Raw genomic sequence first — 22,947 nt, 5'->3', positions numbered from 1 at the left:
TCTAGTGGGTCATGACGTCAGTCGTGTTTGTTAGCGTCAAATTAACCCGTTTGATCTGGTTGAAAAATCGCCAGGTTAACAAAATGGCAGCTATACTTAGGCCCGTTAGTAGTCCAATCCAGACGCCAACAGCGTCCAGCTTACCAGGGAAAGCGAGGACATAACTTAATGGCAACGCCACAACCCAGTACGAAAACAGGGTAATCAGGGTCGGAACATTAACATCCGACAAACCCCGCAAACTGCCTAACGCAACAACCTGGACCCCATCGGAAAGCTGAAAGAAACCAGCGATGATCACTAATGAAGCTGCGATTTGCATAACTGCCGGATTGTCCCGAATATATAAGGTAACCAGCCAGTCGTTTGCGGTTAGAAACAACAAGGCCATCACACCCATAAAACTGACGGAAAGCATAAACGCGGCTACCCCAGCCCGCCATACGCCCTCGCGGCTACCCCGACCAACGGCGGCACTCACCCGAATCGCAGCCGCCGACGAAATCCCTGTAGCCATCATGTAGGTAACCGACGCCATATTGATCGCAATCTGGTGAGCCGCCAGTCGATCTTCGCCAAGCCAGCCAACAATCACCACGGCCAATGCAAAAGTCGCTACCTCAAAGAAAAACGTGAGGCCACCCGGAATACCCAGACGCAGAATCTCCCATACGTATTCAGACGTGGGTAACGAACGATAAGCCGTTGTCAGGTACTCTTTAAAGCGCTCAGCCCGATAAATGTAGAGTAGCATTACGCCAGCCATAAACGTTCGGGAGAGAAGCGTAGCCAGGGCAGACCCCATAAGTCCTAGTGTCGGAAACGGTCCTACCCCTTTAATCAACACATAATTAAAAAGAGCGTTAATCAGCAAAGCTGAAAGCGTAATAGCCATGGCCACTCGTGGATAACGGAGGCCATCGCAAAGTTGACGGGCGGCCACGAACACCATCAGCGGCAGTAACGATGCACTCAGAATGAGCATAAAATCCCGCGTCAGCCGTGTCACCTCTGGCGTTTGCCCAAACAACTCAAAATTAAATGCCAGCAGTGCCGAAAGTCCTCCTAGTACAACGCTTAGTAATAAGGCAACCCGAAGTCCAGCCCGAAACAATCGGTTAATGCCAGCCACATCGCTTTGGTTGTACGCCTTGGAAACTAAGGCCGCCACAACCGACAACCCACCTACCCCAATGCTCGACATCAGGAATGAGAGCGAATTAGCCAATCCAGCGGCTCCTAATGGTACTGCGCCCAGTAATCGCCCAACAAACAAGTTATCGGTAACCCCCATTAACACCACCCCTAATTGAGCAATAATAATCGGTATACTCAATCGAATCGTGTCAGAAAGTTCGGTGCGAAAGTTGGTTAGCATGGGACGAGGTGCAAGGAGCACAGAGCAGGGCGCAAAAATAACATATTCTACCTAACAACTCCGCTTACCCTGCTCCGGGCACCTTGCACCTCGCTCCTTTCTTTGTACTTTTGTTTTTACTATCACAAATCCGACAAGGACTTGAAAGAATACGGCAGTAGTATCCAAAAGTTGGTTGACAACATGGTCAACATCGAAGATCGGGAAAAGCGCACCCGATACGCGCATATCCTGATTGAATTGATGCGGCAGATTCACCCCAACATGAAAGATGGTCAGGATTACTACAACAAGTTGTGGGATGACCTATATATAATGTCTGGTTTCACACTGGATGTTGACAGTCCTTATCCACCTCCATCCGAAGAAGCACTCGGCAAAAAACCGCAGCGAGTTCCCTATAATACGCACCATTTGAAGTTTAAACATTTTGGTCGTAATGTAGATTTATTGATTGCTAAGGCCATCTCGCTGGAAGAACCCGATGAACGACGGGCTTTTGTCTCTTACTTAACACGCCTGATGCGTACGTTCTATCAGGCCTGGAACAAAGAATCGGTTGAAGACGAAACCATTTACCAGAGCTTAATTGAGCTCTCGAATGGTAAGCTTTACGATGATATTAAACTGATTCGGGAAGAAGGCCTTGTTGAAGCGACTCCCCGTGAGCGCACCGGCGACCAACCACAACGCCTGGGCGGTAATACGTATCGGAACGACCGGAACCGCGACAACCGCAATGACGGGTCAGGCATGAATCAGGGGCGCTCAAACCGTGATGGGGGACAGCGTAATTTCAGCAACCGAAACAACCGTAGTGACGGACCACGTGATGGAGGATCAGGTTCGAATCAGGGCGGGCGACCAAACCGAGACGGGGGTGGTCAACGCAACTTCGGCAACCGAAATGGCGGACCCAATCGGAATAACGACCGGAACCGGAACGACCGCGATGGGGGATCTGGAAATGGTTCTGACAACCAAAGACGGAGACGATAATTTTCCAATGATGAATTATAAATGATGAATGCATACATAATCAGCCTAACTAATCATTTATAATTCATCATTCATCATTCATCATTTTACAAATGGCATCTTTTCAAATTACAGGAGGGCGTAAACTCAAAGGCGAACTTATTCCGCAGGGCGCAAAAAACGAAGCGTTACAGATTCTTTGCGCTGTACTCCTGACCAAAGAACCCGTTATTATTCATAATATTCCAGGCATTCGCGATGTCAACCAGCTTATCGACTTGCTGGGTGATTTGGGGGTTTGGGTAACCAAAATTGGCGAAAGTTCTTACCGTTTTCAGGCCAGTGATGTTAATCTGGACTATCTGGAAACCGATACTTACAAGCGCAAAGCCGCTGCCCTTCGTGGATCGGTGATGTTACTTGGCCCCATGCTGGCCCGGTTCAAAAAAGGACGTATTCCCCGGCCTGGTGGCGACAAAATTGGCCGTCGGCGGTTAGATACGCACTTTTTAGGTTTCGAAAAACTGGGAGCTCAGTTCAACTATGACGCCAATGACGGCGGCTATTACCAGGTTGATGCCAGTAATCTGCGTGGTACCTACATGCTCCTTGATGAAGCGTCAGTAACGGGTACCGCAAACATCCTGATGGCCGCTGTTATGGCCGAAGGAATTACAACCATTTACAATGCTGCCTGTGAGCCTTACCTGCAGCAGTTGAGCCGGATGCTCAATTCGATGGGCGCAAAAATTTCTGGCGTTGGCTCCAATCTGCTTACGATTGAGGGTGTTACGGAGCTGAAAGGCACCGAGCATACCATGCTGCCCGATATGATTGAAATTGGCTCGTTCATTGGTCTAGCGGCCATGACGCAATCGGAAATTACGATCAAAAACTGCCGGATTCCTGAGTTGGGCATCATTCCTGATCAATTCAAACGGTTGGGTATTCAGATGGAATTTCGGGGTGATGACATTTACGTTCCTGCTCAGGAGCATTACCAGATCGAAAGTTTTCTGGATGGCGGCATGATGACTGTTGCCGATGCTCCCTGGCCTGGATTCACCCCCGACTTACTCAGTATTGTTCTCGTAACCGCCGTTCAGGCGCAGGGAACGCTACTTATCCACCAGAAAATGTTCGAAAGTCGGCTGTTTTTTGTGGATAAACTGATCGACATGGGTGCTCAGATTATTCTCTGCGATCCCCACCGAGCTACGGTTGTTGGCTTAAATCGTCAGGTTCCGCTAAAAGGCATTCGCATGTCGTCGCCAGATATTCGGGCGGGGGTTGCGTTACTAATTGCGGCTATGTCGGCCAAGGGAACCAGCATCATCGACAGTATCGAGCAGATCGACCGGGGTTATCAACATATCGACACGCGTTTGAATGCGATTGGGGCAGAGATTATCCGGTTGTAACCAAATTTTAATTAGTTTTGAGCCTAGTGTATTTACATGCACTAGGCTTTTTTGTTTAGCAGATGTCCTACATTAATGTCTTATTCTGGAACGTTCAAAAGAAAAATCTAACTCCGCAGATTGTCAATCTTGCGCATAACAGAGGCATTGATATTCTGGTACTGGCCGAGAATCCAGTCAGTTCAGTACAACTTATACAGGCGCTGAACACAACTGGGCCACACTATTTTCAGAATCATCCGTTGTCTCAATGTAAAAAGATCACAATCATTACCAAGTTTCACTACAATTCAATCGCACCAATTGAAGAGACCGCCCGGCTTACGATTCGACACATTCACTTACCAACTGGTGAAGATTTCCTGCTCACGGCTCTCCATTTAGTCGACAAGGGTAATTTTACGGCAGAAAGCCAGAATGAAGCGGCCTCATTAACAGCAGATCAACTCATTAGAGTTGAGAATAGACTCCAGTTTGACCGCCATATTGTACTCGGCGATTTCAATATGAATCCATTTGAGACTGGCATGATAAAAGCCAATGGATTTCACGGTACTATGTCAAGTGAGGTGGCAAGCCTTGGATATAGAACTGTGCAAACACGCGAATATCCCTACTTTTATAATCCAACCTGGAGTCTGTTTGGCGATTTGAATAAAGACGTTTCTGGAACGTACTACTACAAACACGCTGAGCATGTTTGCTATGAGTGGAACGTATTTGATCAGGTATTGATACGTCCTAGACTAGTGCCTAATTTTGTAAAAGATAGTTTAGAGATTATTCAAACTGATGGTGTAACTTCACTGATAACAACGCGAAATACACCCAACCAGAGTACTTACTCCGACCATTTGCCGTTATTTTTTACGTTGAAATTTTAAGGAATATGGAAACGCAAAACCTTTGGCCTGATTTTGTCATCGATAAGACGAAGAGCCCAAAAGCAATTTTAAAAGAACAGGCAGGCTATTTGATGGTAAAAACTAACAACGTGCTTTCAGCGGAGATTGAAACGACTCAAGAGTTTGGTCAAATAGTACATCATTTCTATGTAGTCGCTCCTGCGATAAATAATTACCGTTATAAGCTTTTTTCGGTTAGCCATAAGATCGTGGAGTACTATCCTCTTACTGTCATGACCGACATTGAATTGGACGATGAGCCTTTTGAGAACCATAAAGTAGCAAGAGATGAAAAGGAACTCATAAGTCTACTTTCTGGAATATTTAACAATTCTGAAAACACTAGAATTATATCTTCGCTTCTCTCTCAAAGCCTAGCAGAATAGCGATAATTTAATGAAAGATATTTTTTCAAGAGGGGCATATTTTGCCCCTCTTTTGTTTGTTGTAAGCTATCTATCTTCCTGCTGCTAAGGCACATTCATTAAACCTTCTGGCCTAATTCTTGTCTTTAGAGTATAACCCGCTTACTTTAACGGCAAAACATAGTCCATTAGATCAGTACACACAATGAAAACGTTCCAATCTAATTTATCCCTTTGGGCAATTGCGGCCCTGCTAGCCGGTGGTTCTTTAACAGCCTGTGCCCAGGCAACAACTGGCTCAACCGCAGCGACTAGTACAGCTAGCGATCCTGCTAAAGCAACGCTTCTAACACCTTTACAGCAGTCCGTTACGAAAATAAAAAAACTGGTAGCTACGGGTGACCCCGATTTCGATTACTCTTTTCAGGCAAAGCTTCATGCCCAAGGTGTTCAGGATTTACTGAAACAGGAAATTCAGAGCGGAAAAGACACGGCCTTGATAAAAATGGCCAAGACTATGCTTCCCACCGTTGATGCCGACGTAACGCTACTGGATGGCACCATGCGTCAGCTGAAGCCAACGCGCCCTAACCAGGCTTACACCCAGGCCCAAGGTCGTAATATTGAGGCTATGAGCCTGAAGTTACAGCAAACAGGTAGCAGTGATAAACTGACCAGTAATCTGGATAAAAACTTTTCAACCTTACTGATGGATCAACGTCAGGATGCGATCGATATGGCGACTACCTACCTGAAATATGGTAATAACGCTACATTGAAAACATACGCTCAGGGATTGATTGATAAATCGACCCAACAGATTGCCCAAATTAAGGCGACAATTAAATAAACAGAGCGTTCTTATGGGCGTTTAGAAATGGTAGGTATATTCAGGCCTACCATTTCTAGTTTTATGGAAGTAACAAATACATTCATACCAACAGCGGGTACCGTTGGTATTTTTTCGATGGTCACGTACTTTTTCTTGGTCGTGGCCGCGTTTGCTTTTCTAGGCACATTTATAATTTCGCTTATCACGCCAAGAATTTCTTCTCCAGAGCAACGCAACTCACTAGAACCCAATAGCTTCATTCTGACTACAATTAGTACGGCTATAGCGGGCCTTACCTACTATCTGATCCAGTCGTACTATCACGATATGCTGGCGGAGATGGCCACCGTAAGCGATGCAAATGATCGCCAAACCCTGATTCGGGAATCCTACAATGCCATTGGTCAATACCGATACATAGCCTGGTTTATCACGACTCCTTTGCTGTTGGTTCAACTAATCGCGCTACTTCGCCTTCCGTTCAACACTTACAAACGGCAACTGCTGGGATTAATAATGGCGACTATATTTATGGTTTTTGCCAGCTATATTGGTCATGAGCAACTTTCCTTTGACAATGAAATAGAAACTGTACCTAAATTAGTCTGGGGCCTCATCGCCCTAATCGACTACGTTACGATTGCCTTTACACTCAATAAGCTCTGGAAAGAAGCTGGTAGCCAGGCTCATCCCGCATTCCGGCTATCGGCCCTAACCGTTGCTGGGACTTGGGGAATTTATTTCATTGGCTATTTCCTCACCCTTGCTCCTATTGATTTCAACTGGATACATGTGGTGTTTACGATCACCGACCTTATCAGTTTGATTGGTATAGGGATAGTTGTTTATTTAGTCAACTCAAACCGTTGGCAGACTAACACCTAACTTTATTCACCACTCACTCCTATGCATATCATTTACAGGCTTATCCTTGTATTCGCCTTAGTTACCCGGCAGGTAGCACAAGCTCAAAATGGCATTGTAGTTTTTCAGTCTGATTTTGGACTGAAAGACGGGGCTGTTTCGTCAATGAAAGGAGTGGCTCTGGGTGTTTCGCCAACACTCAAGTTGTTTGACCTTACACACGAAATACCAGCCTACAACATCTGGGAAGCGGCTTATCGACTCTACCAAACAGCCATCTATTACCCCAAAGGAACTGTATTTGTATCGGTATGCGATCCTGGTGTGGGTACTGAACGACGTTCGGTGGTGCTGTTAACAAAGTCTGGACATTACATTGTGACGCCCGACAACGGCACGCTCACGCTGATTGCCGAGCAACTTGGTATCCGGGAGATTCGGCAGATTAACGAAGCGATCAACCGACGCAAAAATTCGAACGAGTCGTATACGTTCCATGGCCGTGATGTATACGCTTATACAGCCGCCCGACTGGCATCTCACACGATTACGTTTGCGCAGGTTGGAGCCAAACTTCCAAATGAGGTAGTACGCTTACCGTATCAGAAAGCCGAATACAAAGATGGGCTGGTGAAAGGGACCATTCCCATTCTCGATATTCAGTACGGCAACGTTTGGAGTAATATTCCCAAAGCCATGATTGAGCAACTAGGAGTTAAACCGGGCGAAATGCTTCGAATTCAGATTTTTCAGGATGGCAAATCAGTCTACGATAAGTCGGCCCGATGGGTAAATACGTTTGGTGAAGCACCCGTTGGCGATGATGTAGCGTATATCAATAGCCTGATGGATTTTTCAATTGCGGTCAATCAGGGCAATTTTTCGGAGAAATATAAAGTCTCTAGTGGCTCAGCCTGGACGATTATTGTGAGTAAGTAAACTCTGGCGCGAGCATTTGCTCGTGCCCTTAATTTTAGCCAGCATTCGCTGGCCCAAGGGTTATTTATGATGCGCCAGCGAATGCTGGCTAGATTAAAAGGCACGGGTAAATACCCGCGCCAGCATCTAACTAAACGTGCTGCATTGTATTTAATTTCCGGTAGAAGCCTTCCTCTAAGGTTAGCAGTTCGTCGTGCCGGCCCCGTTCTACAATACGGCCCTGATTCACAACCAGAATGACATCGGCGTGTTGAATAGTGCTTAGTCGGTGAGCAATTACGAGCGTTGTCCGATTAGCCATCAGGCGAGTTAACGCTTCCTGCACTAACTTTTCCGATTCGGTGTCGAGCGCCGACGTCGCTTCGTCGAGAATCAGAATAGGTGGGTTTTTCAGGATAGCCCGGGCAATGCTGATACGCTGCCGTTGTCCACCCGACAATTTACCACCCCGATCTCCAATGATGGTCTGGTAACCATCGGGCTGTGCCATGATGAAATCGTGAGCATTGGCAATCCGGGCAGCTTCCATCACCTGCGCTTCAGTTGCGGCATTCCCAAAAGCAATGTTATTAAAAATGGTATCGTTAAACAGGATACTTTCCTGGGTTACAATACCCATTTGTGATCGTAACGACGCCATACTACAATCGCGCAAATCCACACCGTCAATCAGAATTTGTCCGGCCGTGGGATCGTAAAACCGAGGAACCAGATCGGCAATCGTCGATTTACCCCCTCCTGATGACCCAACCAACGCTATCGTTTTGCCTTTTGGCAGGTCAAAGCTAATATCCTGCAAAACCGGTGTGTCGGGATTGTAAGCAAAGGAAACATGTTGCATCGAAATCCGATCCCGGAAATCCGTCAGCGTTATAGCATTGGGTTTGTCCTGAATAGCCGGGGGTGTATCGATCAGTTCCAGAACTCGTTCGCCCGAAGCAAGTCCCCGTTGCGAGGCACTGAACGCGTTGGAAATGTCTTTAGCCGGACGCGTCACCTGCGAAAAAATAGCGATATAGGTAATGAATTCAGCCGCCGTCAACTCCGACTGTCCGCTCAACACCAGCGATCCGCCATAGAATAAAATACTAGCAACAACCGCTACCCCGACTACTTCCGAAAAAGGAGACGCCAGTTCGCGCCGATTTGCCAGCGAGCGGACAGCATCCCGATATCCTTCGTTTTCCTGACGAAATTTATCCAGAATAAAGCCCTCTGCCACAAAGCCTTTCACGACACGCATGCCACCAAACGTTTCATCGAGCAGACTCAATAAGCCGCTCAGTCGCAACTGAACATCCTGCGCATCCCGCTTCATCCGCCGAACAAGCGTGGCAATGAATATACCCGAAACGGGAATCACGAGAATAGCGAACAGGGTCAATTTCACCGAAGTCGCGAGTAAGGCAATAATGTAGCCAATTAGCAAAAAGACCTCTTTCGAGGCAGCAGAAAGCGTATTGGCAATTGAGTTTTCTACCTCCTGAACATCGGTCGTAGTGCGTGAAATCAGGTTTCCTTTCCGCTCATTCGAGAAAAAACCGAGGTGTAATTGAAGCGTTTTGGAAAATACCGCTTCACGCAACTTGGCCACCATCCTCGCCTTAAACGACTCCAATTGCCTTACTGACAAATACTTAAACAGATTATTGAACAGTACAGAAAGGACAATCACAAAGCAGACGAATTGCAAAGCGCCCACTTTGCCATAGTCCTGAAATATCTGCGCGAGGTAGTATTTGAAGAAATCGGTAGGGCCACTTGTCAACGAAGGAGCAGGCTGACTTAAAAATGCCTGCATTTGCTTGGCATCGACCTTATCGAACAGAATACTAAGCAGCGGAATCAGTAATGTAAAATTCAACACGCCAAATACACTGGATAGCAGCGACGTCAAAACGAATGGCGTCAGGAATCGGCTCAGCGGTTTGGCAAACGAGAGTAATCGAAGGTACGTTTTCATTATCCTGCAAAGGTATGTCTGAACCGGGATTTTTATGATTTTACTGACCGACTATGATTTTTTTGCTTTCAAAGAAAGCTTGATGTGAAATCAGAGTAATCAATAAAATCCTAAAAATCTTGGTTCAGATTTAATACCTAAGATTTGGAGGTATGTAGATTTCTTTTGTACATTTGCCTTATGAACACGTCCAATAATTCCTCTTTATTGAAAGGTAGCCTATCGGTCATGATTTTACGGTTGCTGGAAGACCGCGAAAAAATGTACGGCTACGAGATTACGCAGAAAGTAAAAGACCTGACAGCGGGCGAAATGACCATTACAGAAGGTGCCCTCTATCCTGCCCTACACAAACTTGAAGCCGAAGGTCTACTCACCACCGAAACGCAAGTTGTGGACGGCCGCGCCCGCAAGTACTACTCGCTCACCAAAACTGGCCATACGGAAGCCGCCGGACGCATCGCTGATCTAACCTCGTTTCTGGAAAATCTGAACCTGGTATTGAAACTGAAACCAAGTATTTAACTATGCTCACTCCCACCCAACTCACCGCTATTGACATCCACTTGCGTAAGGAAAACTGGCTGCTCAATGAAGATTTGATTGCCGAACTCACCGACCATTACGTGGCGGGGATAGAAGATCGTCTTGTTCAAGGCATGACTTTCGAAGTGGCCTTACGGGAGATCCATTCAGGTTTTGGTGGCAGGAAAGGACTGTTAAAAATGGAGGAAGAGTATCAAACGCAGAAGTTTCATCAGACTAAACTGATGGAATGGCGACTGATTCAATCGTTTACTTATGGATCTCGCTGGTTCATTAGCGTTGGCATCTTTATAAGTTTTTTTATTTTAAATACCTCTTTGGACCAGCAGGAAACGGTTGAATCAGCTTTAAGTATGGGCTTTTGGTTTGTCACAAGTTCTGTCGTCGGCAATTTATTGAGCGGTTTACTCTTTTTCTACCAAAACCGACATGAGGTCAATCCGGTTAGCCTGCGTTCAAACTCTGCATTATATATAGGAGCTTATCTAACCAGTTTATCCTTACTCCTAGCCAACAAATACTTATTTCCGACCTTCTCTTTTGGCTTATCTGATAGCTCAATAGTACTACTAAATACCCTCCTGGAAACGCTTTGTATAGTTTACTACATAGCTGTAATCATTGCCCTTCGAACACTCTTGTTGAATAACCGCCAAAATTCCATCAAAAAAATAGCCTAATCACCATGCTCACTCCTGCCCAACAAGCCACCCTTGATTATCACCTTCGCGAAGCTAACCTACTCACCAACGAGGAGCTGATTCTCGAACTAACCGACCATTACTCGACTGATCTTACTGAACGAATAGCGCAGGGCATGACGTTTGAAACTGCCTTGACAGCTATACAAACTGCTTTTGGCGGGCGTAAAGGCTTGCAGAAAATGGAGAGAGCCTATAACCGCGTAACGTTCCGACATTATGACGAGAGCTGGAAACAGGCTTTGATCATTCAGTTTCAGAAGCCATTACTTTGGCGGCAAACAATACCATCGTATGCTGTACTTCTTGTGTTCTCGTTCTTTAGCATAATGACGAATTCAAGCGCCAGTTCAAAATGGGATGCCTTTTCTAATGGAACCTTAGGCGGAGTTATTGTGGGCTTTGTTATTAATCAGCTAGCAATATTATGGCCTTATCTAAAGTCTATAGTTCGGAACGGTATTCATAACATTCCAGCGGAGGGATTATATATGATGAAACGGCAGGGGCTATTAACAGCAACCCTATACACTTCCGGACTTTTAGGCTATTTATGGTTGCTTCCACTTTTGCCATCATCTATGCAGGCAGTCCTGGTATCAATATATCTGGCAAGTGTATGTTTATATATGCTAACATCGCACAAGATGCATGAATTGCTTTACGAATATGCGCCAGGCCGATGAGGCTACCATTACTTTAGTAGCCCTTCATACAAAGCCCAATATTCCTTTGCTACGCTTGGCCAACTGAAGCCAGCCGCTCGTCGGCGTAGGCGATCTTCGCGCAATGGATTTTGGCCAAAATCGTGGAGGCCATCGTGTAGTGTTTTGGCCATACTTTCCGGCTCGAAATTCTCAAAATAATAAGCCTCTTTACCCCCAACTTCAGGTAGACTGGTTAGCTTTGAAATGAATACCGGCTTACCAAACGTCATGGCTTCGGCAACGGGTAGTCCAAAGCCTTCGGTCAGCGATGGGAATAAGAACGCTTCGCAGTGGGCGTAAAGCCATAATTTAGTGGCTTCATCAACTGCGCCAGGCATCAATAAACGGTCGGCCACACCGAGTTTTTCTGCCTGTTCCCGAATATGTTGTGCGTATGGATGTTGGTCGGGACCGGCCAGCACTAATCGATAATCAGGGAACGCTTCGAGTAGCGGCAAAAGCGTTTGTACATTCTTCTTTGGATGAATGACACCGACGAAGAGAAAGAAAGATGATTGCGAGAATGAATGAATGAGTGAATGAGTAGGTAAGGCAGTAGGTGTATCCTTTGGATTGACGGCTACGCCATTAGAAATGACTTGTACAAGCTTGGTCGTCGAAAGCTTTTCCTTCACAATCGAAGCTGTATACTCAGAAATAGCCGTCAGAGCAGTTGCCCGAGCCACAACCTGCTGTAGTCGAGCAAGTTTTCGTGCTTTCTTTTCTTGACTATAATCGGGCCGCTCCAGAAAATTTAAGTCGTGGATTGTGAGAATTAGTTTTGTATGCTTCTGTTGAAACTGATTGGGTAAATAATCAGAATCCTGGTGCAGACAGTGCCAAACATCATATTGACCAGGAATCCAGAGCTTTCGTTGCCACGACGCTTCAATATAATTTACAGAGTCACCAAAAACGCCGGTTTTCCCTTTGGGGACCAAAAAGGTAATAGTCCACGATTCGCCTTCGGGGCGTTGGCGAACCAGTTCATGGCCAAGATGTAGGCAAACTTGTCCTAAACCACTGTTGAGGTCACGCAGGCGTTCAGCGTCAATAAAGAGAGCGGGCATTCGATTCAATTTTTGGCAAAGTTGAGAAATTCCAGGAGGATTCTGGCTAGGCCAGTAAGAAGTGACCCAAGCGCTGAGTTAACAAAATCAGATAATCACTTAAATCATAAAAAGCTGGCCGGGTTGCCGATGCAATTCAGATTATCTTTGCACCATGACTTTACAGAATGATTTGCTGCTCCGCACCGCACGGGGCGAATTGACCGAGCGCGTACCTGTATGGATGATGCGCCAGGCCGGACGCGTGTTACCTCAGTATCGGGCCGTTCGGGAACAGGCAGGAAGTTTTATCACGCTGGCAAAAACGCCCGAATTGGCCGCTGAAGTAACAATTCAGCCAGTCGACGCCTTCGATGTGGATGCCGCGATTATCTTCTCCGACATTCTCGTTGTGCCCGAAGCAATGGGACTGCCCTACGAAATGATTGAAAGTCGGGGTCCCGTTTTCCCAACTACCGTCCGCAACATGGCCGACCTGAGCCGTTTGCGCGTAGCCGATGCCGAAAGCGACCTGGGCTATGTATTGGATGCGATCAAGCTGACCAAAAAAGAGTTGAATAATCGCGTGCCGCTTATTGGTTTTGCGGGTGCGCCATTCACTATTTTCTGTTACATGACAGAAGGAAAAGGCAGCAAAACCTTCTCGGTCGCCAAGAAATTACTATATACCGATCCTGATTTTGCCCATGCGCTACTTCAGCAAATCACGGATAGTACCATTGCTTACTTACAAGCCCAAATACGGGCGGGTGCTGATTTAATCCAGTTGTTCGATTCGTGGGCAGGCATTCTCTCACCAGAGCAATACCGCACATTCTCGCTCCCTTACATTAAGCAAATCTGCGACCTCATTACGGAAGTACCCGTGACCGTCTTTGCAAAGGGAGCCTTCTTCGCCCGGCACGAAATTGGCCAATTGAGCTGCGATGTGGTAGGTATCGACTGGAATATGGACCCGCACGAGTCACGCCAATTGATACCGAACCGGGTCTTGCAGGGCAATCTTGACCCTTGTGTACTGTATGCAGATTTTGCCCAGATTCGGGCCGAAGTGAAGCAAATGCTCAATGCGTTTGGCCATCAGCATTATATTGCCAACCTCGGCCACGGCATCTACCCTGATACTGATCCAGATAAAGCAAAATGTTTTGTGGATGCAGTGAAGAAACTATCAATGTAAGTAGCGTGGTCGGACTGGCGTAACGCGGACATCTTGTCCGCATTGCTTATAACTATATTATCTAGCTATGCGGACAAGATGTCCGCGTTACGCCAGTCCAACCACGCTACATTACAAATTCTCTTTTGCTTCTTCCTTTAGCTGTGCCTTATCAATTGGCACAACGCCAACCGATTCACAGACTAATCCACCGCCGAGATTCGATAATCCTGCAATAATACTCGGAGGTTGTTTCAGCGCAACGCAACAGGCTGCAATGCTAATGACGGTATCACCCGCCCCCGACACGTCGGCAATCTTCCGAACATGAGCAGGGAGCTTTAATTTTTCGTCATTATAATCAATAAAAGCCCCTCGTTCTGAAAGCGTAATGAGCGCGCCTTTCAGGTTTAGGGTTTCTTTCAATTGGGTAACAACTGCCTGAAATTCCTCGGCATTGTCTACATCAAACTCTACTTTCAACCCTTCGCGAAGTTCTTTCAGGTTCGGCTTGAAAAGCGTGGTGTTCTGATAAGACAGGAAATTTCTTTTTTTAGGGTCAACTACCGTTGGAACCCCTCGCTCATTGGCAAAATCAGTGATTTCGGCAATGGCTTCTTTGCTCAGAACCCCTTTGTCGTAGTCTTCGAAAATAACGACATGGCAAGTCGGAATTAACTCCTTCGCTTTCGCAATGAGCAGTTTCCGTTCATCGCTTGTGATGTATTTATCTGTTTCTGTATCAACACGAACTACCTGCTGCGATCCGGCAATAATTCGCTCTTTAATGGTCGTAATTCGGTCAGCACTTCGGATGAGGCCATCGCAGTTTAACTCCCGATCACAGAGTTCTTTTTCAAGCTGATCTCCCGGCCCATCTATGCCAATAATGGAGCAAATAATGGCTTCCGCTCCGAGTGCCTGTACGTTCAGCAATACATTGCCCGCTCCCCCCAAACGCAACTCCCGCCGATCGACTGTCACAACTGGAACAGGGGCTTCGGGAGATATTCGCTCAACACGCCCCCATACGTAGGAATCGAGCATAACATCGCCAATAATCAGAACGCGGAGTTTATCGAATTGCTCAAACAATTCATCGATGGTCATATCCAGGACCGGATTCATAGGCACACAACAACTTATTGAAGCACAAAGAAACGAAAAAAGTCCCCTTTTTTGAGTAATCGTAGCCGTAGTTGAGCAACCGGGCATTGTTTACCAGTTCACCAGCCAATGTAGCAGGACTTCTGGCTTCAAAAATAAACCGACGATTGGTATGACTAATCCAACGCTCAACCAGACAGCAACTTTGGGTATTTGCGTTACCTGTTGGGAGTTTTCGGCAGATAAGGTGGGCCGAAAAAATAGCAGGAAAGGAATTTTGAGATAATAGACTAACGAGATCAGCGCGTTCAGCAAACCCAGCCCAAATAAAGCCAGCAGCCAGGAATTACCACTTTGCTGGTAAGCATCATAAAGCGCCGAAAACGATAAGAGTTTGGCTGTAAACCCAACCGTTGGTGGCAAACCGGTTAAGGCAAGCATAACTACTGTTAGCGCCACCGACAATAAGGGTTGCTTTGGGCCCAACCCCGCGAAGTTGCTAATCGTTAAATCTGAGCCAGCGCTCCTGGCTAGTAAGTCGACCAGGAAGAAAGCGGCCAGCGAAATAAACAAATAGGTGCCAACGTAGAAAAACACAGCCTCAAAGCCTGCCTGACTCATGGCCACAACCCCAACAAGAAGAAACCCCGCGTGAGCAATAGTCGAGTAAGCCAATAATCGCTTCGCATCGGTTTGGCGCAGCGCCGATAGATTACCAATCAGAATACCAGCCAGTGCCAGCACAGCCAATGGCGTTTGGAGCGAATTAGCCGGAGTCTCACCAAACACCGACTCGGCCGGGAGGGCTGTTACAATGCGCATGAGCACGAGTACTGCAGCCGCCTTAGGCCCAACCGAAAAGAAGGCCGCTACGGGAACGGGAGCCGCTTCATAAGCATCCGGCGTCCAGACATGGAACGGCACACCCGCCAGTTTGAAAAACAACCCGGCTCCGGTTAACAGCAAAGCGACTGTTGCTATAGCGCCATCTTGCCGGGCAAGTTCTGCGCCAAAAACATCGGCGGTCAAGTCTAGCGTACCGGTCATGCCATACAGCAACGACATGCCATATAGCATAATGGCCGAACTAACGGCCCCGAAAAGTAAGTACTTAACCCCCCCTTCCGATGCTTTCCGCTCCCTGGTGAGTGCCGTAAGTAAATAAGAACAGATGGAAACTAATTCGATGCTCAGGTAAATGCTCAACAAATTGACTGACATCGCCATTAGAAATAGCCCAAGTGTCATGGCAATCAACAGCGCATACCATTCAAGCGGTAATTTCGACTGTCCGTCAACTCGCTCTGACGTCGTAAAAGCTTCATATAGCAAAACAGCTACGGCGCTCAACGCAACAACTAATTGAATAAAAATCGCTTGGTTGTCAACGAACAACAGGTGCATGAACAAATACCCTCGCGTTGGCAATAGTACGGCCCATACTCCCGCTACCAATACGATCCCGACACTTAACCCAACTAACCATCGGCGAACTTTTGACAAGGGGGTTACTCGACCTAAAACAAGTTCAGCCACGAGCAGCCCACAAAAAGCCACCGATAACCACACCTCTGGTCCAAAACCACCGAGGCTGTTAATAATGTCGTTTAATTGATCGGTAAGGGACAACGTTTTTGCTTAAGGAGTGAGGAATGAGGAGCGAGAAACGAGAATGGCTGATGCACGCTTTTTCTGGCGGAGCATTCTCCCTTCTCGTTCCTCACTCCTATATACTACTATTAAATCATTCCGTCCTGATCGGGCTGGCCTTCGTAAGAATGCAGCTTAACGGGACTCTGTTTTTTGCGCAGCCGAATATTCAGGAATTCAACCAGCAGCGAGAAGGCGATGGCAAAGTAGAGATAACCTTTGGGCACAGAACCAACTTCCTGATTGAAAATTTCGACCTCCGATAAGTGAGCGCCTTCGGCTACCAGCATAAACCCGATCATAATCAGGAAAGCCAGCCCCAGCATTTGAATCGTAGGGTGTTCGTTCACAAACGAGCCGACCGGGCCAGCAAAGAACATCATGATCAGGATAGATAACACAACGGCTATCATCATGATGGCTACGTTCTGCGTCAGACCGATAGCCGTTAGAATCGAGTCGATGGAGAACACGATGTTGGTAATGGCAATTTGCGTCACCACGGTCGAAATAGTGGTCTTACTTTTTACAGTGCCCGTTTCCTCATGATCTCCCCCCCCTCCAATTTATGGTGAATTTCGGAAGTAGCTTTATAAAGCAGAAACAGCCCTCCGCCAAACAGAATCAGGCTTTGACCCGTAAAAGCCGCTTTGAACCAGCCCGCATCAACGTGCGTAAACGGCTTACTCAGTGATATCACAAATGAAATACCCAATAATAGTACCAGCCGGAATCCCATTGCTAACGCTAAACCGATATTTCGGGCTTTAGGCTGATCTTGTCGCGCAAGCTTGTTGGCCGCAATGGAGATGAAAATAATGTTATCGATACCCAGGACAATTTCTAAAAATGTCAGGGTTAGCAGACTGATAATAGATTCAGCAGTAAAAAGGTTGCTCATGGTTGAACCGAAGTGAAGCCCAAAATTACCCCCTGAGACTCGGGTCTGCAACAACTTGTTCAAGAAAGAGCCCTGGAACCGGACAAAAGGTTGCCTAACTAGCCAATCGGTTAATGTTCATGATTGACGTATAGCATAATAGTTCGTCTAATGTCGTATTAGTAATGAAGCAATGCTAAGCCACCTATTTGGTCATTTACAGGGTCAATTTGATAAATTGGAGATGTATCTGGACATTTAGCAGCTTTGGGATTATCTCGTAACATTTTCCGGCCATACTCGTTATGGAAGGAAACCCTTGTTTTCACTAGCAAACACTAAACCGGTTTCGTGGCAACCGGAAACTTAATTTATTGTGGCGAAACTGATCGTTCGTGTTCTTCTTGGTATCCTTGCCCTCGTCCTGTTGCTGGGAGGATTTGTGGTGCTTGTGGCTACGACACCCTGGGGACAACAGTTTGTAACGAAACAAGTAAACTCTTATCTCGCTCAAAAACTTCAGTCGCCCTTCCATATTGGACGTATTAAATACTCTATTCCCGATTGGATTGAACTGGAAGATGTGTTTTTCAAAACGCCCAAAGGCGATACCCTGCTGAACGGTGGCCGAATGCGCGTTGATCTCGATATGTGGGGGCTACTCAACAATCGGGTTGCTCTGAATCAGATAGAACTAGAGCACATCAAGCTGAATGTTACTCGTACACTCCCCGATACCGCGTTCAATTTCCAATACATTCTCAACGCTTTCATTACAAAACCCACTGGTACACCCGAGCCATCCGACACCGTGTCGACGCCAATGGCGATAAACCTGAAGGGAATTGCGCTTCGCGACGTTCGGATTAAGTATAAAGATGATGTAGCAGGAGCCGATGTAAATGCCTATCTGGATAGTCTGAAAGCAACATTCGACAAGACTGACGTAGCCAAATCGCAATATCATCTAGCCAATGTGGCTGCGAATGGTTTGAATATCTATACCCGTCTGTACGAAGGCTTGCCGACGCCACCAAGTTCCCCAAGCAAACCCGGCGATACGCTCGATCTGGCCTTGGGAAAATGGCAGCTCAATCACACAAAATGGGACGTTCGAGTTGAAACGGCCGACTTCAAAACCCAGGGAAGTGCCGATCAGCTCGCCATGGAATCCGATTATTTATACCTGGAAGGTGAAAAAATCGGTCTTAAATCGCTCAATCTCACCAATGCCGATATTGCCGCTACGTTAACCAAGCCAAGCAAGAAGCCGACTGCCACAACGCCAACATCAGCTACCACATCAACAGCGCCGGGCGAATCCACGCCGGGCTGGCAGGCGAAGTTGACCAACGTTCGTTTTGCGAACAATCGGGTTCGATTCGATGATGAAACGGCTCCCCGTCAGAAGCAAGGGCTAGATTATGGCCACCTTGATTTACAAAACTTAGGAATCGATGGTAAGTTTCTGGCTTATCAGGATTTAGGTAAGCGCGGGCAACGGATTAGTGGACAACTGCGCAACGGTCGTTTCCGGGCTGCTACAGCAAAGGCTGGCGATACTTTTGTACTTCAGCAGCTCGACGGAAATCTGCTTTACACCGACACTACCACAACGTTAACCAAACTCTATATCCAAACGCCAACCACCCTCCTTCGCGATCAGGTAGTGTTGCGTTATGACTCGCTGGCTCAACTTAGCAATCCACGCTTTGCGAAGCGGGTAAACGTCCGGGTAAATCTGCGCGACAGTCGCCTGTCGGTAGATGATGTATTGAAGCTAGCTCCCGATCTGGCCAACACGCCCCCATTTGCGGGGAATAAGGGAGGAGTTTTCAAAGCCAATGCACAGGCGGTTGGTACGTTGGCCGCCCTGAATTTACCCCGTATTGAGCTGACCATGTTGTCTGGTACCAGACTTCGTGCCAGTGGTAAGCTGACAAACGTAACCGACCCTAATCATTTGGGCGTAGCGATGACGGTGCAGGAAGCAACAACCAGTTTAGCCGATATTAACAAGCTGGCACCTAAAGGCTCTATACCTTCCTCAATTGATCTCCCTAAAACACTAAAACTGACGGGTAAAATCAATGGTCAGCTGAATGACCTTATTTTAGATACCAAACTGAATACGGAATGGGGTACGGCCAATTTCGATGGGCGACTGGCAGGCTTTGTTGCCGGGAAGAATCAAACCTATAAAGGAACACTCAACCTTAATCAGTTCGATGCAGGTAAGTGGCTCAAACAAACCGGAACGGTTGGTAAAATAACGGGCCGGGCCACTGTCAACGGACGGGGAATTGATGTTAAAACACTGACGACCAATTTTGACCTGGCCATACAATCAGCCGATTTAAACGGCTATGTTTACCAAAATCTTGATGCGAAGGGCCGACTATCGAATGGCCTTCTGAATATAACGGGTGCGCTTAAAGACCCTAATGCCAATCTGAGCATCGATACCAAAGTTGGGCTGAAAGGCGATTTCCCCAGTGTAGCTGGAGAAGTGGCTATACAGGAGCTGAACCTACAAAAACTCAAGTTTTATAAAGATCCGCTTTCGCTTAAAGGAAAGATTATACTCGACATGGCCTCAACCGATCCGGCGAAGCCTGTTGGTACCGTTTCGGCGAGCGATGCCGTTTTGAGTTTGAATGGGAAAAACTACCCAATCGATTCGCTTTATGCGAAACTAGCGGCTGATGGCAACACAAAGAACGTGGTTGCCCGCTTGCCGGGTGCCCAGCTTAAACTGAATGGTCAGTTCGACTATGCACAGTTGTACGACATTATTGCGGGCGAAATCAGCCAATACATTGCCTTACCATCGCTGGCTTACAAGAAAATTCCGCCCCCGCATGCGTTTACTATGTCGCTTAAAGCCTACCAGAATCCGTTGTTTCAGGCTTTTGTTCCGGCTTTAACGCGCTTGGATACCGTCCGATTCGATGCTTATCTGGATAATAACCGCGATACGACGCTATCGGCCGTCCTTCGCACGGGTGTCGTGGTGTACGATACAACGACGCTTCAGGGAAGTAGCTTTGCCATTCGGGGAGCCAATAATCGGTTGAAAGTAGATGGCCGTATTAATGGGATACTCTATAACGGCATGACCATTCGCCAGACGGATCTGAATGGTATAGCCGCTAACAACCAGTTCCGGTTTGCTGTCGTCAACAAAGATTCCATCAATCAGGATCTTCACGGCCTGGCAGGCACGTTGAGTATTGTTGACTCTAGTTATCGATTCCAGTTTGCGCCGAATGGGCTACTTACCAATTACGAACGCTGGAAAACGGATACCACCGGTTTTGCCCAGTACGGTAAAAATGGCGTACGGATCAACAACCTTCACCTGGAAACCGGGCAGCAATCGCTCGACATCAGCAATACCGAACAATACGAAAATGCGCCGATTCGCGTAACAGCACATGCCATTGAGCTGGCTAACCTGGCCCGGCTGGCTAATCAGGATACGACGCTGGCCAGCGGTCAGTTGAACGGCACCATCATTGTCCGGGATTATCTGAATACAACGAACAAGCTCTCCTTTATTGGATCGATTTACGTCGATAGCCTGAAGGTGATGCAGAAACCGATTGGTAACCTGACAGCCCGGCTGAGAAATGGCGACGATGGCCGTATTAACGTAAACACCACCCTTACGGGGCCGTATAACGACGTTACGGTTACGGGTTTTTATAATCCTGAAAACGCCAAGGAAGCACTCGACTTAGCGATTAATCTGAAACGGCTGGATGCCCGAACCATTGAAGCCTTCAGTTTTGGTGAGCTACGACAGGCGAAGGGTCAACTCGTTGGTGATTTTACCGTAGCGGGAGCCACCGACAATCCTAAATTAGATGGTAAAGTCGATTTTGATTCCGTTGCCTTTAACATCAAACAGCTCAATTCTACCTATCGAATCGATAAGTCGGCACTCGCTTTCTCGAATCAAACCATTACGTTTAACGACTTCAAATTGCGGGATACCCTGAACCGTACGCTGACGACAAACGGCACCGTTACCCTCAAAAACCTGCCCAACGTTGCCTACAACCTACGCGTTCAGGCCGATCATTTCCAGGTGCTCAACGCCAGCCGAAAAGACAATGATTATGCCTACGGACAGGCCGCTGTCAGTACTGATCTGCGAATTAAAGGAACAGGGTCCAATGCATCCATTAACGGTACGGTCCGGCTTGATGACGATAGCAAAATCTCGATGGTACTGCCCGACGAATCGGTGAGTGCAGATGAATCGAACGGAATTGTAACGTTTATCAACCACAACGATTCACTGGCGCTAACTAAATATTTATACAAGCCCAAAAAGGACACGCTTGCCCCCAAACTAGCCTTTGAGGAGTTAAGCAACTCAACCATTTCGGTCGATCTGGAAGCGGATGAAAAATCAGAATTGACTATTGTTGTCGATGAACTAAACGGTGATTACCTGCGGGCACGCGGCAACGCCCGACTCAATATAGGCGTCAATGCATCAGGACAGCTGACGGTGCTTGGTCGCTATGAAGTGACCGAGGGCGAATATTCGCTGACCTATCAGGTACTAAAAAGACAGTTCCAGCTTCAGAAAGGCGGTTACATCAATTTTACCGGCGATCCGCTCAAAGCCGACATCAATATGACGGCTGTCTACAAAGTTTCGGCTCCCCCTGGCGACCTGATTGGCAATGAGACATCATCCATCAATGCGGCCTCGCTCAAACGTAAGCTTCCTTTTGAGGTCGACCTTACCATTAGTGATAATCTGGCAGCGCCCAAATTGAGCTTTGATATTCGCTCTCCTGAGATAGAAAACAACAGCACAAGTCAGTATAGCGACCTGGGATCAACGGTTGAAGATAAGCTTAAGCTTCTCCGGCAAGACCCCGCGCAAGTCAACAAACAGGTGTTTGCCCTCCTGATTCTGAATCGATTCCTACCCGAAAACTCGTCGGACTTCTTCTCCGGCTCGGATAATGGCGGGTTGAATACCCAGGCCGAAAACATCGCTCGTAGCAGTGTCAGTAAACTAATCTCGGACCAACTGGGTCGGTTGGCGTCGGGTGTGTTGAAAGGGTTCGATGTCGATTTTAACTTATTATCGCAGGCAGGTAGCTCCAATACGGGCGGCACTACAAACGGCTCCCGCACCGATCTGAACGTAGGGTTATCGCGTAGTTTTCTGGCTGGTCGCGTCACCGTTTCGGTCGGCAAAAACTTCGTTCTGGACAACTCGGCTCAGGCCGCAGTGCCCAGTCAGAATCAGGTATTCGACAACGTGTCGGCCAATTACAACGTTACCCGCGATGGTCGTTATGTATTGCGGGCGTACCGACGCAATGACTACCAGGCCGTATTGGATGGCTATATTATCGAAACGGGAGTTGGGTTCATCATCTCGATGGATTATAACACACTGTCCGAAATTTTCCGTCGGTCATCGCCAGGCCCCGCGCTGAATTAATTCGTT

At 47.2% G+C, this 22,947-nt stretch carries 17 protein-coding genes and 1 pseudogene; 12 read left to right on the top strand and 6 right to left on the bottom strand.

The genetic code is table 11. The features are described 5' to 3' along the window. Position 1: 1 nt before the first annotated feature. Positions 2-1,378, bottom strand: coding sequence for an MATE family efflux transporter (locus tag H3H32_RS35085; RefSeq protein WP_182460337.1), 1,377 nt, complete (start codon positions 1,376-1,378; stop codon positions 2-4). A gap of 141 nt (positions 1,379-1,519) precedes the next feature. On the opposite strand from H3H32_RS35085, the gene H3H32_RS35080 reads away from it, so the two are divergent. The 7 genes from H3H32_RS35080 (at position 1,520) to H3H32_RS35050 (ending at position 7,682) form a co-directional block, all read left to right on the top strand. Then, positions 1,520-2,377, top strand: a complete 858-nt coding sequence (locus tag H3H32_RS35080) for a DUF4290 domain-containing protein (protein ID WP_182460336.1) — start codon at positions 1,520-1,522, stop codon at positions 2,375-2,377. 92 nt (positions 2,378-2,469) lie between these two features. Continuing rightward, a complete protein-coding gene (gene murA, locus H3H32_RS35075) occupies positions 2,470-3,777 on the top strand; it encodes a UDP-N-acetylglucosamine 1-carboxyvinyltransferase (RefSeq protein WP_182460335.1) in 1,308 nt (435 codons plus the stop codon). Between the two features lie 62 nt (positions 3,778-3,839). Further along, on the top strand, positions 3,840-4,661 hold the full coding sequence (locus tag H3H32_RS35070; protein WP_182464605.1) for an endonuclease/exonuclease/phosphatase family protein: 822 nt from the start codon (positions 3,840-3,842) through the stop codon (positions 4,659-4,661). Positions 4,662-4,666: 5 nt separating this feature from the next. Further along, positions 4,667-5,068, top strand: a complete 402-nt coding sequence (locus H3H32_RS35065) for a hypothetical protein (RefSeq protein ID WP_182460334.1) — start codon at positions 4,667-4,669, stop codon at positions 5,066-5,068. Between the two features lie 184 nt (positions 5,069-5,252). Beyond that, complete coding sequence (locus H3H32_RS35060) at positions 5,253-5,897, top strand: DUF305 domain-containing protein (RefSeq protein ID WP_182460333.1); 645 nt, start codon at positions 5,253-5,255, stop codon at positions 5,895-5,897. Positions 5,898-5,960: 63 nt separating this feature from the next. Next, on the top strand, positions 5,961-6,764 hold the full coding sequence (locus H3H32_RS35055) for a bacteriorhodopsin (RefSeq protein ID WP_182460332.1): 804 nt from the start codon (positions 5,961-5,963) through the stop codon (positions 6,762-6,764). A 21-nt stretch (positions 6,765-6,785) separates the two neighbouring features. Then, a complete protein-coding gene (locus H3H32_RS35050; protein WP_182460331.1) occupies positions 6,786-7,682 on the top strand; it encodes an SAM hydrolase/SAM-dependent halogenase family protein in 897 nt (298 codons plus the stop codon). Positions 7,683-7,812: 130 nt separating this feature from the next. Here H3H32_RS35050 and H3H32_RS35045 read toward each other — a convergent pair whose 3' ends face one another. Further along, positions 7,813-9,645 (bottom strand): ABC transporter ATP-binding protein, encoded by a 1,833-nt coding sequence (locus H3H32_RS35045; protein ID WP_182460330.1) that lies wholly within the window; start codon positions 9,643-9,645, stop codon positions 7,813-7,815. A gap of 180 nt (positions 9,646-9,825) precedes the next feature. Here H3H32_RS35045 and H3H32_RS35040 point away from each other — a divergent pair, with 180 nt between their 5' ends. Genes H3H32_RS35040 through H3H32_RS35030 form a run of 3 tightly spaced genes read left to right on the top strand, consistent with a single transcriptional unit; the run spans position 9,826 to position 11,578 of the window. Next, on the top strand, positions 9,826-10,170 hold the full coding sequence (locus H3H32_RS35040) for a PadR family transcriptional regulator (protein WP_182460329.1): 345 nt from the start codon (positions 9,826-9,828) through the stop codon (positions 10,168-10,170). 41 nt (positions 10,171-10,211) lie between these two features. Beyond that, the gene (locus tag H3H32_RS35035; RefSeq protein ID WP_182460328.1) at positions 10,212-10,871 is read left to right on the top strand and encodes a hypothetical protein; all 660 of its coding nucleotides are present in this window, start codon (positions 10,212-10,214) and stop codon (positions 10,869-10,871) included. A gap of 5 nt (positions 10,872-10,876) precedes the next feature. Next, positions 10,877-11,578: a hypothetical protein gene (locus H3H32_RS35030; RefSeq protein ID WP_182460327.1), complete on the top strand. Its 702-nt coding sequence runs from the start codon at positions 10,877-10,879 to the stop codon at positions 11,576-11,578. Positions 11,579-11,586: 8 nt separating this feature from the next. On the opposite strand, the gene H3H32_RS35025 is transcribed toward H3H32_RS35030, so the two are convergent. Next, entirely contained in the window at positions 11,587-12,669 is a 1,083-nt protein-coding gene (locus H3H32_RS35025) for a glycosyltransferase family 4 protein (RefSeq protein ID WP_182460326.1), read from the bottom strand. A 154-nt stretch (positions 12,670-12,823) separates the two neighbouring features. Between H3H32_RS35025 and hemE the strand changes: the two genes are divergently transcribed. Next, the gene (gene hemE / locus H3H32_RS35020; RefSeq protein ID WP_182460325.1) at positions 12,824-13,849 is read left to right on the top strand and encodes a uroporphyrinogen decarboxylase; all 1,026 of its coding nucleotides are present in this window, start codon (positions 12,824-12,826) and stop codon (positions 13,847-13,849) included. Positions 13,850-13,960: 111 nt separating this feature from the next. On the opposite strand, the gene H3H32_RS35015 is transcribed toward hemE, so the two are convergent. The 3 genes and pseudogenes from H3H32_RS35015 to H3H32_RS35005 all read right to left on the bottom strand — a co-directional run bounded on the left by H3H32_RS35015 (position 13,961) and on the right by H3H32_RS35005 (position 17,486). Next, positions 13,961-14,956, bottom strand: coding sequence for a bifunctional heptose 7-phosphate kinase/heptose 1-phosphate adenyltransferase (locus H3H32_RS35015; protein WP_182460324.1), 996 nt, complete (start codon positions 14,954-14,956; stop codon positions 13,961-13,963). A 90-nt stretch (positions 14,957-15,046) separates the two neighbouring features. Continuing rightward, the gene (locus tag H3H32_RS35010) at positions 15,047-16,564 is read right to left on the bottom strand and encodes an NADH-quinone oxidoreductase subunit N (protein WP_182460323.1); all 1,518 of its coding nucleotides are present in this window, start codon (positions 16,562-16,564) and stop codon (positions 15,047-15,049) included. Positions 16,565-16,674: 110 nt separating this feature from the next. Further along, positions 16,675-17,486, bottom strand: a pseudogene (locus tag H3H32_RS35005) (TerC family protein). Between the two features lie 355 nt (positions 17,487-17,841). Here H3H32_RS35005 and H3H32_RS35000 point away from each other — a divergent pair. Continuing rightward, on the top strand, positions 17,842-22,941 hold the full coding sequence (locus tag H3H32_RS35000; protein ID WP_182460322.1) for a translocation/assembly module TamB domain-containing protein: 5,100 nt from the start codon (positions 17,842-17,844) through the stop codon (positions 22,939-22,941). The last annotated feature ends 6 nt before the right edge of the window (positions 22,942-22,947 follow it).

This window comes from Spirosoma foliorum, from assembly GCF_014117325.1.
GTDB classification, from domain to species: domain Bacteria; phylum Bacteroidota; class Bacteroidia; order Cytophagales; family Spirosomataceae; genus Spirosoma; species Spirosoma foliorum.
Note: the sequence above shows the minus strand (reverse complement) of the source record. Positions and strands in the feature narration are given on the sequence as shown.